The 12,775-nt window shown below is 64.8% G+C and carries 15 protein-coding genes; 13 read left to right on the forward strand and 2 right to left on the reverse strand.

The window, feature by feature from the left end:
- Positions 1-252 precede the first annotated feature (252 nt).
- Genes secY through map form a run of 3 tightly spaced genes read left to right on the forward strand, consistent with a single transcriptional unit; the run spans position 253 to position 2,923 of the window.
- Positions 253-1,575: a preprotein translocase subunit SecY gene (gene secY / locus CH276_RS27110; protein ID WP_032397531.1), complete on the forward strand. Its 1,323-nt coding sequence runs from the start codon at positions 253-255 to the stop codon at positions 1,573-1,575.
- Positions 1,572-2,126: an adenylate kinase gene (locus CH276_RS27115; protein WP_032397530.1), complete on the forward strand. Its 555-nt coding sequence runs from the start codon at positions 1,572-1,574 to the stop codon at positions 2,124-2,126. The genes secY and CH276_RS27115 overlap by 4 nt, the downstream gene beginning before the upstream one ends.
- A complete protein-coding gene (gene map, locus CH276_RS27120; protein ID WP_032397529.1) occupies positions 2,126-2,923 on the forward strand; it encodes a type I methionyl aminopeptidase in 798 nt (265 codons plus the stop codon). Before CH276_RS27115 ends, map begins: the two co-directional genes overlap by 1 nt.
- Positions 2,924-2,925: 2 nt before the next feature.
- On the opposite strand, the gene CH276_RS27125 is transcribed toward map, so the two are convergent.
- Positions 2,926-3,819 carry a glycosyltransferase gene (locus CH276_RS27125; RefSeq protein ID WP_176459469.1) on the reverse strand — a complete coding sequence of 298 codons (894 nt, stop codon included), beginning with the start codon at positions 3,817-3,819 and terminating at the stop codon, positions 2,926-2,928.
- Between the two features lie 347 nt (positions 3,820-4,166).
- Here CH276_RS27125 and infA point away from each other — a divergent pair, with 347 nt between their 5' ends.
- The 9 genes from infA to CH276_RS27170 all read left to right on the forward strand — a co-directional run bounded on the left by infA (position 4,167) and on the right by CH276_RS27170 (position 9,486).
- A complete protein-coding gene (gene infA, locus CH276_RS27130; protein WP_005140011.1) occupies positions 4,167-4,388 on the forward strand; it encodes a translation initiation factor IF-1 in 222 nt (73 codons plus the stop codon).
- Between the two features lie 89 nt (positions 4,389-4,477).
- Positions 4,478-4,591 (forward strand): 50S ribosomal protein L36, encoded by a 114-nt coding sequence (gene rpmJ / locus CH276_RS27135; RefSeq protein ID WP_025347279.1) that lies wholly within the window; start codon positions 4,478-4,480, stop codon positions 4,589-4,591.
- A 204-nt stretch (positions 4,592-4,795) separates the two neighbouring features.
- Positions 4,796-5,170: a 30S ribosomal protein S13 gene (rpsM, locus tag CH276_RS27140; protein ID WP_008718227.1), complete on the forward strand. Its 375-nt coding sequence runs from the start codon at positions 4,796-4,798 to the stop codon at positions 5,168-5,170.
- Positions 5,170-5,583: a 30S ribosomal protein S11 gene (gene rpsK / locus CH276_RS27145; RefSeq protein ID WP_027496331.1), complete on the forward strand. Its 414-nt coding sequence runs from the start codon at positions 5,170-5,172 to the stop codon at positions 5,581-5,583. Before rpsM ends, rpsK begins: the two co-directional genes overlap by 1 nt.
- 21 nt (positions 5,584-5,604) lie before the next feature.
- Positions 5,605-6,210 carry a 30S ribosomal protein S4 gene (gene rpsD, locus CH276_RS27150; protein WP_032397528.1) on the forward strand — a complete coding sequence of 202 codons (606 nt, stop codon included), beginning with the start codon at positions 5,605-5,607 and terminating at the stop codon, positions 6,208-6,210.
- A 99-nt stretch (positions 6,211-6,309) separates the two neighbouring features.
- Positions 6,310-7,374 carry a DNA-directed RNA polymerase subunit alpha gene (locus CH276_RS27155; RefSeq protein ID WP_008718222.1) on the forward strand — a complete coding sequence of 355 codons (1,065 nt, stop codon included), beginning with the start codon at positions 6,310-6,312 and terminating at the stop codon, positions 7,372-7,374.
- A 34-nt stretch (positions 7,375-7,408) separates the two neighbouring features.
- Positions 7,409-7,996 carry a 50S ribosomal protein L17 gene (rplQ, locus tag CH276_RS27160; RefSeq protein ID WP_032397527.1) on the forward strand — a complete coding sequence of 196 codons (588 nt, stop codon included), beginning with the start codon at positions 7,409-7,411 and terminating at the stop codon, positions 7,994-7,996.
- Between the two features lie 5 nt (positions 7,997-8,001).
- Entirely contained in the window at positions 8,002-8,898 is an 897-nt protein-coding gene (gene truA / locus CH276_RS27165; protein ID WP_094632395.1) for a tRNA pseudouridine(38-40) synthase TruA, read from the forward strand.
- Between the two features lie 30 nt (positions 8,899-8,928).
- Positions 8,929-9,486, forward strand: coding sequence for an NADPH-dependent FMN reductase (locus tag CH276_RS27170; RefSeq protein ID WP_032397525.1), 558 nt, complete (start codon positions 8,929-8,931; stop codon positions 9,484-9,486).
- 7 nt (positions 9,487-9,493) lie between these two features.
- On the opposite strand, the gene eccE is transcribed toward CH276_RS27170, so the two are convergent.
- Positions 9,494-11,188, reverse strand: a complete 1,695-nt coding sequence (eccE, locus tag CH276_RS27175; RefSeq protein ID WP_094632397.1) for a type VII secretion protein EccE — start codon at positions 11,186-11,188, stop codon at positions 9,494-9,496.
- A 93-nt stretch (positions 11,189-11,281) separates the two neighbouring features.
- Here eccE and eccB point away from each other — a divergent pair, with 93 nt between their 5' ends.
- Complete coding sequence (gene eccB / locus CH276_RS27180; RefSeq protein ID WP_254924475.1) at positions 11,282-12,775, forward strand: type VII secretion protein EccB; 1,494 nt, start codon at positions 11,282-11,284, stop codon at positions 12,773-12,775.

Here is a 12,775-nt window from a genome sequence, read left to right on the forward strand (position 1 = left end):
ACAGCTCTCGCAGCTGAGCTGCGGCCATCGTTGCCTCGGCACCACGTGCCGTACTCGACCGAACGGACAGGGTCCAACACTGACCGTCGGGCGGTTCGATACGCACTGTTAGAGTTCTAGAGTTCACAGAAGTTCGTTTCGATGCGGGCGATGCATGTCGCCTGCAGTCCATGCTCGTGAGGCTCACAGGAGCGCCGGTTGCGCTCCTGACGAAGCACTCGCAGCGTCAACGCAGTCGTGCCAGGAGGATCTTTGCTTTCCGCCTTCGTGTCGGCCCTCAGGACTCCTGACCTGAGACGGAAGATCCTCTTCACGCTCGGTCTGGTGGCCCTGTATCGCTTCGGTGCCACGCTGCCGTCGCCGGGTGTCGACTACGCCAATGTCCGAGCATGCATCGACCAGGTCTCCGGTGGAGACTCTGCGGGCATCTACTCGCTGATCAACCTGTTCTCCGGTGGAGCGCTCCTCCAGCTCTCGGTGTTCGCGATCGGCATCATGCCGTACATCACCGCCAGCATCATCGTGCAGCTGCTCACCGTCGTCATCCCGAAGTTCGAGGAACTCCGCAAGGAGGGACAGTCGGGGCAGGCCAAGATGACGCAGTACACGCGTTACCTGTCGATCGCGCTGGCCATCCTGCAGGCGACCGGCCTGGTGGCCCTCGCCTCCCGCGGCCAACTTCTGCAGGGATGCCAGCAGGACATCATCGCCGACCAGAGCATCTTCGGCCTCGTCATCATCGTGCTCGTCATGACCGCAGGTGCAGCCGTCGTGATGTGGTTCGGTGAGGTCATCACCGAGCGCGGCGTCGGCAACGGAATGTCGCTGCTCATCTTCGCCGGAATCGCCTCGCGTATCCCCTCCGAGGGCAACTCGATCCTCGAGAGCCGTGGTGGGCTGGTGTTCGGATTCGTCTGCTTCGCAGCGTTCCTGATCATCACCGGCGTGGTGTTCGTCGAGCAGGGTCAGCGCCGAATTCCCGTCCAGTACGCCAAGCGCATGGTCGGTCGAAAGATGTACGGCGGCTCCTCCACCTACCTTCCGCTCAAGGTCAACCAGGCCGGCGTCATCCCGGTGATCTTCGCGTCCTCGCTGCTGTATCTGCCCAACCTGATCGCCCAGCTCACCTCGGCCAGCACCGCGGTCGATCCGAGCTGGTGGCAGCGCATCATCAACGAGTACCTGGTGAACCCGGCCAACCCGGTGTACATCGCGATCTTCTTCGGTCTGATCGTGTTCTTCACGTACTTCTACGTGGCGATCACGTTCAACCCCGAAGAGCGCGCCGACGAGATGAAGAAGTTCGGCGGGTTCATCCCGGGCATTCGTCCGGGCAAGCCGACCGCCGACTATCTGAACTACGTCCTCAGTCGCATCACGTTGCCGGGCGCGGTCTACCTGGGCACCATCGCCGTGCTCCCGAACCTGTTCCTCGACATCGGCAGTTCGGGTGGAGGACAGAACCTCCCCTTCGGTGGCACCGCCGTGCTGATCATGGTCAGCGTCGGCCTGGATACCGTGAAGCAAATTGAAAGCCAGCTGATGCAGCGTAACTACGAAGGGTTCCTCAAGTGAGACTTGTTCTGCTCGGTCCCCCCGGTGCCGGCAAAGGCACCCAGGCCGTCCTCCTGTCCGAGAAGCTGGGCGTTCCGCACATCTCGACCGGCGACCTGTTTCGCGCGAACATCGGTGAGAAGACGCCGCTCGGACTCGAGGCGAAGAAGTACCTCGATGCAGGCGACCTCGTTCCCAGTGAGCTGACCGTCGACATGGTCCGCAGCCGCCTCTCCGAACCCGACGCCGTGAACGGCTTCCTGCTCGACGGCTTCCCACGTTCGGTGGGTCAGGCCGAGGCACTGGTCGGCATCCTGGCGGACCTGAACGCGAAGCTCGACGCCGTACTCTCCTTCGTCGTCGACGAGGACGTCGTCGTCGAACGCATGCTCGCGCGTGGACGCGAGGACGACAAGGAAGACGTCATTCGTAACCGACTCAAGGTGTACCGGGACGAGACCGCGCCCCTGCTCGATTACTACGAGGGCCAACTCGTGACGGTCGACGCGATCGGTGAGGTGGACGAGGTCAACGCTCGCGCGCTGAAGTCCATCGAGGACCACGGCAAGTAATGGCATTCGGCCGTAAACGGAAGGTCGTGCCGTTCCGCAGTGCCGGCGAACTCGACGCCATGGCTGCGGCCGGCGCGGTCGTCGGCGCTGCTCTGGTGGCAGTGCGGGCAGCGGCGGTTCCCGGTGTCTCGACGCTCGAGCTCGACAGAGTTGCCGAGGCCGTCATCCGTGACGCCGGTGCGGTGCCGTCGTTCCTCGGTTACCACGGCTTCACCGGCAGCATCTGTTCGTCGGTCAACGACCGTGTGGTGCACGGCATTCCGTCGGCGGACGAGCTCCTGGTCGCAGGCGATCTGGTGTCCATCGACTGTGGGGCGGTTCTCGACGGTTGGCACGGAGACTCGGCGTGGACATTCGGTGTCGGCGACATCATCGAAGCCGATGCGATGCTGAGCGAGGCGACGAGGCTGTCGATGGAGGCAGGTATCGCCGCGATGCTTCCCGGCAATCGGCTCACCGACGTCTCGCACGCCATCGAATCCGGAACCCACGCGGCCGAGCAGGCGCACGGCCGCAAGTACGGGATCGTCGACGGATACGGCGGTCATGGCATCGGTCGTGAGATGCACATGGACCCGTTCCTCGCGAACGAGGGTGCGCCGGGTAAGGGACCGGAGCTGGTCGTCGGATCCACTCTGGCAATCGAGCCCATGCTGACCCTCGGCACGTACGACACCGACATTCTCGACGACGGCTGGACGGTCGTGACCACCGACGGATCCCGATCGGCGCACTGGGAACACACCGTTGCCGTCACCGAGGACGGGCCGCGGATCCTGACACTACGACCCAGCTAGGGTCACCAGGCCAGTGATCCGTAGCGTCGGCCGCCGCGGACCAGTCCGAGATGCGCAGCCACCAGACGAAGCCAGAGTCGAGTCGGCATCCTGGTCACTGCAGTGGGAAGCAGTGGGTTTCGTACGCCGAGCATCAGCAGGGCGACGGAGATCGTGCGAGCCCGGAAGGGCGGGCAGCCGTGTGCTCGGTGTAGTCCGCGTACGTGAGCCGATCCGTACCCGAGCGCGCCTGCCTGCTTCCAGTTCTCCCGACGTCCGGTGCGAAGTCGGTACGACACCAGTGGTTCGGCGATGAAATGCAGTCGATACCCCGCGTGCTGTGCGCGCCACGAGAACTCCATGTCCTCGCTGGCGTGAACGTACTCGAGCATGCCGTCGAGCTCGACGTAGGTCGATCTGCGGCACGCCATGCTGGCACCGATGGCGAACGGTAGGAATGTCGACTTGCCCTGATCCGAGGGCGGTGCGAACGGTGTCGATGCGCGCACGGCAGCGGAATTCAGCGTCTCCGTCTCCAGACCGGTACCCACGATGTCGTACTCGTCGAGGCCGGCAACGATGCGCCGGAGCCAGTTCGGGTGGACCGCGTCGTCCGCGTCGCAGAAGGCGAGCAGGTCGCTGCGGGCGGCGTCTGCACCTCTGTTACGTGCGAACGATGCGCCCGGGGTTCCCGCAGCGTCGACGTACTGCAGGTCGAGCGCTCCACGGAGGCAATGGTTCTCGATGTGTTCGCGAAGGCCGTCGGTCGAGCCGTTGTCGCTGACGATCACCGTGAAGGGATGCTCGTAATCCTGTCGAGCGAGAGCTCGCAGTTGATCGTCGAGAACGTCCTTGGAGTTGTGTACCGGAATGATGACGGATACGCCCGGGTTGCCGGCGCGCGTGCCTGAGCTCAAGAGGGGTGCCTCGTGGTCGTCGTCGCGGACACGGCCGCCGCTGCGAGGGCAGGCGGGACGGCCCGTGTTGTGCGGCTGGGATACAGCCGGGCAGAACGCTAGCTCAGGAAATCGAACTGGGGCAACCGTTGACCCGGAGCATGGATGCGGAACGCATTTGGCCAGACGTGCATTACCCGGTAACATGGATCGACGGTGCGCCCTGCGTACCGGATGTTCGCGTGCCCTGGTGGCCTGCGAACCGTTCCGGCGACACGTCGGCCCGTCGATTCGGGTCGGTCAGTGGGCATCACGGTAACGGAAACAGATGCAATCAACCAGGTGTGAGAGCCAGGATCGCGGAGGATATGGCCAAGAAAGACGGTGCTATCGAGGTAGAGGGCCGAGTTGTCGAACCGCTGCCCAATGCGATGTTTCGCATTGAGCTCGAAAACGGCCACAAGGTACTCGCTCACATCAGCGGAAAGATGCGTCAGCACTACATTCGCATCCTTCCCGAGGATCGCGTCGTGGTAGAGCTCTCGCCCTACGACCTCACGCGTGGACGCATCGTTTACCGCTACAAGTAAGAGCTTCCCCGGCCACGTCCGGTCGGGGGGAACCATGCTCGGAGCCGCTGCCTGCAGTCGGGCCGAGCTACACACAGGAGATCAACGACGTGAAGGTTCAGCCGAGCGTCAAGAAGATCTGCGAAAAGTGCAAGGTGATTCGTCGTAACGGGCGCGTCATGGTGATCTGCGACAACCTGCGTCACAAGCAGCGTCAGGGATAACCACCGAGCATTTCGCACGTCGGCTTGGCAACAGCTAGAAGATGACCTCCCAGCACCAACCGCGACACACGCGTTGCGGCATACCCCCGGCACGGAGGCCGGGGCCCCACTGAGTTGGTTGAAAGACGCTTCACACCCCAGCGGTGAGAAGGACACAGGGGACGGACTGGGAGCAGACCTCCGGACAAGAAAAGGAAATGCCACATGGCACGTCTCGCAGGTGTGGATCTGCCGCGCGAAAAGCGCATGGAGATCGCACTGACTTACATCTACGGCGTCGGCCGTACCCGCTCCAAGGAAATCCTCACAGCGACGGGCGTCAGCCCCGACCTGCGAAGCAAGGATCTCGGCGACGACGATCTGCGCAAGCTCAGCGATTACATCAACGAGTCCCTCAAGGTCGAGGGCGACCTGCGCCGCGAGGTTCAGGCCGACATCCGCCGCAAGATCGAAATCGGCTGCTACCAGGGTCTTCGCCACCGTCGTGGTCTGCCCGTCCGTGGACAGCGCACCAAGACCAATGCGCGTACCCGTAAGGGACCCAAGCGCACCATTGCCGGCAAGAAGAAGGCGAAGTAATGCCCCCCAAAGCACGCGGTACCGGTCCGAAGAAGGCGCAGAAGACGCGTCGCAGGGACAAGAAGAACGTCCCGCACGGATCTGCGCACATCAAGAGCACGTTCAACAACACGATCGTGTCGATCACCGACCCCGCCGGAAACGTCATCTCGTGGGCGTCCTCGGGACACGTGGGCTTCAAGGGCTCGCGCAAGTCGACTCCGTTCGCCGCACAGCTCGCAGCCGAGAACGCTGCGCGCAAGGCACAGGAGCACGGCGTCAAGAAGGTCGACGTGTTCGTCAAGGGTCCCGGCTCCGGCCGTGAGACCGCGATCCGCTCGCTTCAGGCCGCTGGCCTCGAGGTCGGCACCATCTCCGATGTCACCCCTCAGCCGCACAACGGCTGCCGTCCGCCCAAGCGGCGTCGGGTCTAGCGGGAAGGAAAGGTTTAGAAAATGGCACGTTATACCGGTCCTATCACCCGCAAGTCGCGTCGTCTGCGCGTCGACCTCGTCGGAGGCGACCAGGCGTTCGAGCGTCGTCCCTACCCGCCCGGCCAGCACGGCCGCGCGCGGATCAAGGAGAGCGAGTACCTGCTCCAGCTGCAGGAGAAGCAGAAGGCTCGCTTCACCTACGGCGTCATGGAGAAGCAGTTCCGTCTGTACTACAAGGAAGCCAACAGGACCGTCGGCAAGACCGGCGAGAACCTGCTGACCATCCTCGAGAGTCGTCTCGACAACGTCGTCTACCGCGCCGGACTGGCACGTACGCGTCGTCAGGCCCGTCAGCTGGTCACGCACGGTCACTTCCTGGTGAACAACAAGCGCGTCGACATCCCCAGCTACCGCGTCTCGCAGTACGACATCATCGACGTCCGTGAGAAGTCGGCTCAGACGCTGCCGATCCAGATCGCCCGCGAAAGCTACGGCGACCGTCCCGTCGCCCCGTGGCTGCAGGTCGTTCCCAACCGTCTTCGCATCCTGGTTCACAGGTTGCCGGAGCGCGCACAGATCGACGTGCCGCTCCAGGAGCAGCTCATCGTCGAGTACTACTCGAAGTAAGGCGCGGCACGCATGTGAGTCTCCCCGCGAGGCTCACATGCGTCTTCGCCTCCACACGTGGGCGTCAAATAGCGGACGCCCGTACAGGAGGAACACACAATGCTCATTTCACAGCGCCCGACGCTGACCGAAGAGGTCATCGCCGACAACCGCTCGAAATTCGTCATCGAGCCGCTCGAGCCCGGCTTCGGTTACACACTCGGCAACTCGCTCCGCCGCACCCTGCTGTCGTCGATCCCCGGCGCTGCTGTCACCAGCATCCGTATCGACGGCGTCCTCCACGAATTCACCACCGTCCCCGGAGTCAAGGAAGATGTCACCGACATCATCCTGAACCTCAAGGGCCTCGTGGTGAGCTCCGAAGAAGACGAACCGGTCACCATGTACGTCCGCAAGCAGGGCCCAGGCGCTGTGACCGCAGGCGACATCGTGCCTCCGGCCGGCGTCACGGTGAACAACCCCGATCTGCACATCGCGACCCTGAACGACAAGGGCAAGTTGGAGATCGAGCTCGTCGTCGAGCGCGGTCGCGGCTACGTCCCCGCCGTTCAGAACAAGGCATCGGGTGCCGAGATCGGCCGTATTCCGGTCGACTCGATCTACTCGCCCGTGCTCAAGGTCACCTACAAGGTGGAGGCCACCCGCGTCGAACAGCGCACCGACTTCGATCGGCTCGTTCTCGATGTGGAGACCAAGAATTCCATCACCGCGCGGGACGCGCTCGCTTCGGCGGGCAAGACCCTGGTTGAGCTCTTCGGCCTCGCCCGTGAGCTGAACGTCGAAGCAGAAGGCATCGAGATCGGACCCTCGCCCGCCGAGGCCGATCACATCGCTTCCTTCGGACTCCCCATCGAGGATCTGGACCTCACCGTCCGGTCCTACAACTGCCTCAAGCGCGAGGGTGTTCACACCGTCGGCGAGCTGGTTGGTCGTACCGAGTCCGATCTGCTCGACATCCGTAACTTCGGGCAGAAGTCCATCGACGAGGTGAAGGTCAAGCTGCATTCGCTCGGCCTCTCCCTCAAGGACAGCCCCGCGTCGTTCGATCCGAGCACCGTGCCTGGCTACGACGCCACCACGGGCACGTGGAGTGACACCGACGCCGGCTCCTTCAGCGACACCGAAGGTGCCGAGCAGGACTACGCCGAGACAGAACAGCTGTAATCAGCTCGCTGGAGCTCTTACTAGGAGATTCATCATGCCCAAGCCCACCAAGGGCCGCCGTCTCGGCGGGTCGGCGTCGCACCAGAAGGCCATCCTGGCCAACCTGGCGACGTCACTCTTCGAGCACGGCCGCATCACCACCACCGAGTCGAAGGCCAAGCGCCTTCGTCCGCACGCCGAGAAGCTCGTCACCCACGCCAAAAAGGGTGACCTGGCGCATCGTCGTGAGGTTCTCAAGACGATCAACAACAAAGATGTCGTGCACAAGCTGTTCGCCGAGATCGGGCCTTTCTTCGCCGATCGCGACGGTGGCTACACACGCATCATCAAGACCGTCCCCCGCAAGGGTGACAACTCGCCGATGGCCATCATCGAGCTCGTCAACGAGCAGACGGTGTCCAACGAGGCAGATCGCGCACGCCGCGTGAAGGCTTCGCAGGCTGCTCCCGCCGCAACCGAGGCTCCGGCCGAGGACGCGACCGACGAGAACGTCGTCGAGGCTGTCGAAGCCGACGCGACCGACGCCGAGGTGGCCAACGCCGACGCAGTCATCGACGGCATCGAGGACAACGACGCACACGCGTCGGACGCCCCCGAGGCCGAGGAAGCAAAGAAGGACTAGTCCTTTTGAGCTCCGAGCACGATCGAAGCGGGCCCGCCATTCCCTCAGGGGAAGGCGGGCCCGCTTTTTCGGTACCCACCAGATTTCGGCTCGACATCTCCTACGACGGCACGCACTTCTCCGGGTGGGCGCGTCAACCGGGCATCCGCACCGTCTGCGGAGTGCTAGAGGAAGCCTTCACCACGGTGCTGCGGCAACCGATCGAGCTGACCGTGGCGGGCCGAACCGACGCGGGAGTCCACGCGACGGGTCAGGTGGCGCACTTCGATGCCGTCGACGTTTCGGTCGATCACGACAGGCTGGTCCGGCGAATGGCCCGGTTTCTGCCCACCGATGTTCGAGTGCGAGCCATCAGCACCGTCTCCGGTGATTTCGACGCGCGGTTCTCGGCGTACCGCAGGCACTACGAGTACCGATTCGGCACGGCGCTCTACGGCGTCGACCCCCTCGACGTGGCCGGTGTCGTCTCGTGGCCGAGGCCCATCGATCTCGGTGCGGTGCAGGAGGCATCCGCGAGATTGATCGGTCTGCACGATTTCGCCGCGTTCTGCAAGCGACGTGACGGGGCGACCACCGTTCGAGAACTGCAGCGGTTCGACTGGGAGCGCGACGGCGATCGACTCACCGCGTACGTCAGTGCCGACGCATTCTGCTGGTCGATGGTCCGCAGTCTCGTCGGTGCCATGCAGGCTGTGGGGGAAGGTCGGCGAACTCCCGACTGGGCGCAGTCGCTGTTGACGCGCCGCGAGAGAGCGAGCGAGGTGGCCGTGGCTCCGGCGCACGGCTTGTCCTTGGTTCGAGTCGACTATCCACCGGCCGACGAACTGGCCGCCCGTAACGCGGCCACCCGCGAGGCGAGATCGGCGATCACCGGCGACGGTTGCTGTGGGGGAGAGGGCTGACCGAACGCCCCCGGGTCTACTGTCGAAGCGATGAAGCCGATACAGCTCGCCGTCGTCGTCGGTAGTGTGCGCGCCGGTCGAGTGGGACCGACCGTCGCTTCCTGGGTTCGAGGTGTTGCCGCCGAACGCGCCACCGTCGAGGTGGTCGAGGTCGACTTGGCCGATTTCGATCTGCCGAACTCGCTCGTTCCGTGCGAGGACTCCGAGCGCTTCACCCGGACCGTCGGCGGCGCCGACGCCTTCGTGTTCGTCACCCCCGAGTACAACCACGGCGTGCCAGGTGCGTTGAAGACCGCCCTGGACACGGTGAAGTACGAGTGGCGTGGCAAGCCGGTGGGATTCGTCTCGTACGGTGGGCTCGGCGGGGGAATTCGAGCCACCGAACAGCTACGGCAGATCACCGCCGAACTGCACATGGTCTCCGTCCGAGACGTCGTGTCGCTGCATCGGGTGCGCAAGCGGTTCGACGAGTCGGGACGCATCGACGACGCAGCCGCCGTCGACGGCCTCGGGCGTCTTCTCGACCAGCTCGAGTGGTGGGCGGACGCGGTGGCAGGCGCTCGTGGGCGGGCCGACTACCCCGGTTGAGAATCGGTCAAGCACGTACGGCGGGGCGCAGGCTCCGGGGCCCGCCGATGAACGCCGTCTCCTGAGGAATCGTGACAAGCGTCAACTCGACGTCGAGTGGACCGGACCGGACTCGAATTCGATCACCCGACGCATGGGGCTGGACGATCGTCAGATCCGGTTCCGGTCGCGGGGCGCTTCGCTCCTGCTCGGTGTGGCCGATCCGCGGCACGTGCTCGGACAACGAGATCACGGTGACGCCCGAAAGTTTCTGTTGCGCAAGGGGTGCCGAACCGTCGGCGAAGTCGGTGAGGATCACGTCGTACGACGTGCGGGAACGGAACGTGGTGCCGTCGACCAGTAGTCGATCGGGAGCACCGATGGCGTCGAGGAGCGCTCGCCAGGCATGGGGGCGGTCGGTGCGGACGAGGATTCTGGCGCCGGTGGCGATGGCGCGGAACAGCAGTTGCTGAGCGAGGTAGAGCTCTCCGACGACCCGAACCCGACTCAGACCCGGTCCGAACAGCCGGACCGCGACGCCGTGTCCGCCGGCGTCGGATCCCAGCAGCTGGCCGCAGCCACTCACCGGTAGCAACAACTCGTCGACCGACGAGATATCGAGAACTCGGCTGGGAGACAACGACTTCGGTACGGGTATGGCCAACGGAAGCTGTGCGAGGATGCCGTCGCGTTGACTTGCGCTCATCGAGGTCAACGCGTGTACACGAGGCTTCGTGATCGGTGTCCGGGCGGAGAAACTGCACGACCCACGCACGCGCACCTTCCCGGTGTCGCGGGTCGGCTGCAGGTGGAACGACATCGTCGTTCCGAGTGACGGTGTTGCCCACAGGGTGGCGATGTCCTCGGCAGTGATTGCGCTGCAATCGATTCCGAACACCGTGCTCGACGCACCCGGCAGAGGTGCTGTCGACCATGTCTGGGTCAGATCGTCGATACCGACCCCTCGGCACAGGTGCAACACGGCCGACCGAAGCTCGGAACCCGTCAACAGTCGCGAGGACAGACCGTGGGCGTGCAGAGCGCGAAGGACCCGCGTGGTCGCAACGACAGCGGTACGGGCGGCTCCGGCTCTCCCTCCGCCTCTGACCTCGATCGCCCGAGCATTCGCGCGCAAGTCGAGAGTCACTGCTACCCAGACGGTTCGCACCGCTACCGCAGGCAGTGGACCGATGAGTCCCTCGTAGACCTCGGTGGCGACCGAACCTGCCGAGCTGCGGCAGCCGAGTGCGACGACGTCGATCGCGCGGACCTCGATGTCGTGCTGCCGCAGACACGACGCCAACGCATCGACGGGAAGTGCGTGCTGTGTAGCGGCGCTCGCCCTGCCGAGGACCGTGGTGGCGTGCCGGGGCGGGACGATCTCGAGGGTGCAGGTGACGGTGTCGCGCTGCCAATGGACCCCGACCGGGCCGTCTGCGGTGCCGGTGTGTTCCGTGGTGACGCCGACAGCGGGGACACGATCGGCGAGGAGCCGCCAGATGGACCGTACCCAGTCGACGACCGATCTGCGCCGGATCGCCACGAACGGAACGAGCGCCACCGCCGCAGCGACGAGCAGCACCGCCCACGGCCGCATATGCGCCGTGAACAGCGGCAGACCGATCGCCACGGCTGCGGTCTCGGCCACGATCACCCGCCGAACCGTGGGTGCGACGAAAGGAACGGCGGCTCGCCTACGCCCTGCCGAATCGGTACGCCTCATCGAAACCCTCCCCCCGAAGGTCACAGAGCCATCGACGACCGCAACACGGTCGCCGAGGTGTGCGGACGAACTGTACTGTGTCGCGTGACCCGAATGGGGATCGGGTCGTCTGCACAGTCCTGGGGAGGAATCGTGGCGTCGACGCCGACAACGAAGTGGCAGGTCGGCGGTTACCGCTTCCTCGTCCGCAGGATGGAACACGCGTTGATCAGGCGCGACGCTCGAATGCTGCACGATCCGATGAGGTCGCAGACGCGAGCGCTGCTGGTCGGTGTCGTCATCGCATGCATCGGTTTGGGGGGATGCGCTGCCCTGGCACTGTTTCGGCCACAGGACAAGATCGGCGACGCATCGATCGTGGTCGGCAAGGACTCGGGCGCGATGTTCGTGAAAGTGGACGACGTGTTCCATCCGGTGCTCAATCTCGCATCGGCTCGATTGATCGTCGGCAAACCGGACGATCCGTCGACGGTCCAGGAATCCGAGTTGTCGTCACGACCTCGCGGCGCACTGGTGGGTATTCCCGGTGCACCGTCTGCGCTGCCGCACGACGGCGACGGCAACGCGCAGTCGTGGACCGTCTGCGACACCGTCGACCCGATCGCAGGAGTGACCTCGACGACGGTGCTGGTGGGCAGTCCTCGCTACGGCGACAGCACGGCTGCGCTCGCCGAGTCCGAGGCGTTCCTCTGGACATCCAACGGCACTGCGTATCTCGTGCACGACGGCACCAGATCGCCGGTCGACCTGAACAACAGGGCGGTGGTCCGCGCACTCGGACTCGAGGACGCGACACCGTCCCCGGTCAGTACGGGTCTGCTCAACTCCGTGCCCGAATCACCACCCATCGCAGCACCGTTCGTTCCCCGAGCAGGTGAGGCTCCCGCGTTCCCGTTCGACGGGCGGACGATCGGTTCGGTCGTCAAGGTCGCCGGGCGCGACGTCCAGTACTACGTGGTACTCGAGGACGGAATCCAAGCGATCGACGAAACAGCGGCCCTACTCATCAAATTCACCGATTCGCAGGGCAGTCCGGATATCGCAGCCGTCAATCCCGACCTGCTCGCGGACGCACCCACAACCTCGTCCGGACTGGAGGTATCGACGTTCCCGGCGACCACTCCCGAGATAGTCGATACCGGTGAGCGTCCTGTGGGCTGCCTGACGTGGGAGCCGCTCGCAGTGGCGGACGGCGGACCGACGGCTCGACTGGTCGAGTCCGCCGGCCGTGGGTTGCCGCTCGAGACCGGTGCACTACCGGTTGCGTTGGCTCAGGCCGATGGGGGCGGTGACGCCGTCGACCAGGTCTATCTGGCACCCGGTAGCGGCGGGTTCGTACGCAGTACCGGCATTTCGACGTCGAGTACACGCCAGGGCAGCGTCTTCTTCGTGGCCGACACCGGAGTGCGCTACGGCGTCGATGGTCCCGAGGCCGCGTCGGCGCTGGGGTTCGGACCGCCGGCACCCGCACCATGGCAGATCCTCCAATTGCTCGGCAGCGGGCCCACTCTGGGGCGCGGGCAGGCACTGACGATGCACGACGGAGTCGGCCCCGACCCGCGGGCCGCCGCACTTCCGACGAAGTAG

Origin of the sequence: Rhodococcus sp. 06-470-2, from assembly GCF_002258235.1 — a bacterium.
Lineage (GTDB): Bacteria > Actinomycetota > Actinomycetes > Mycobacteriales > Mycobacteriaceae > Rhodococcoides.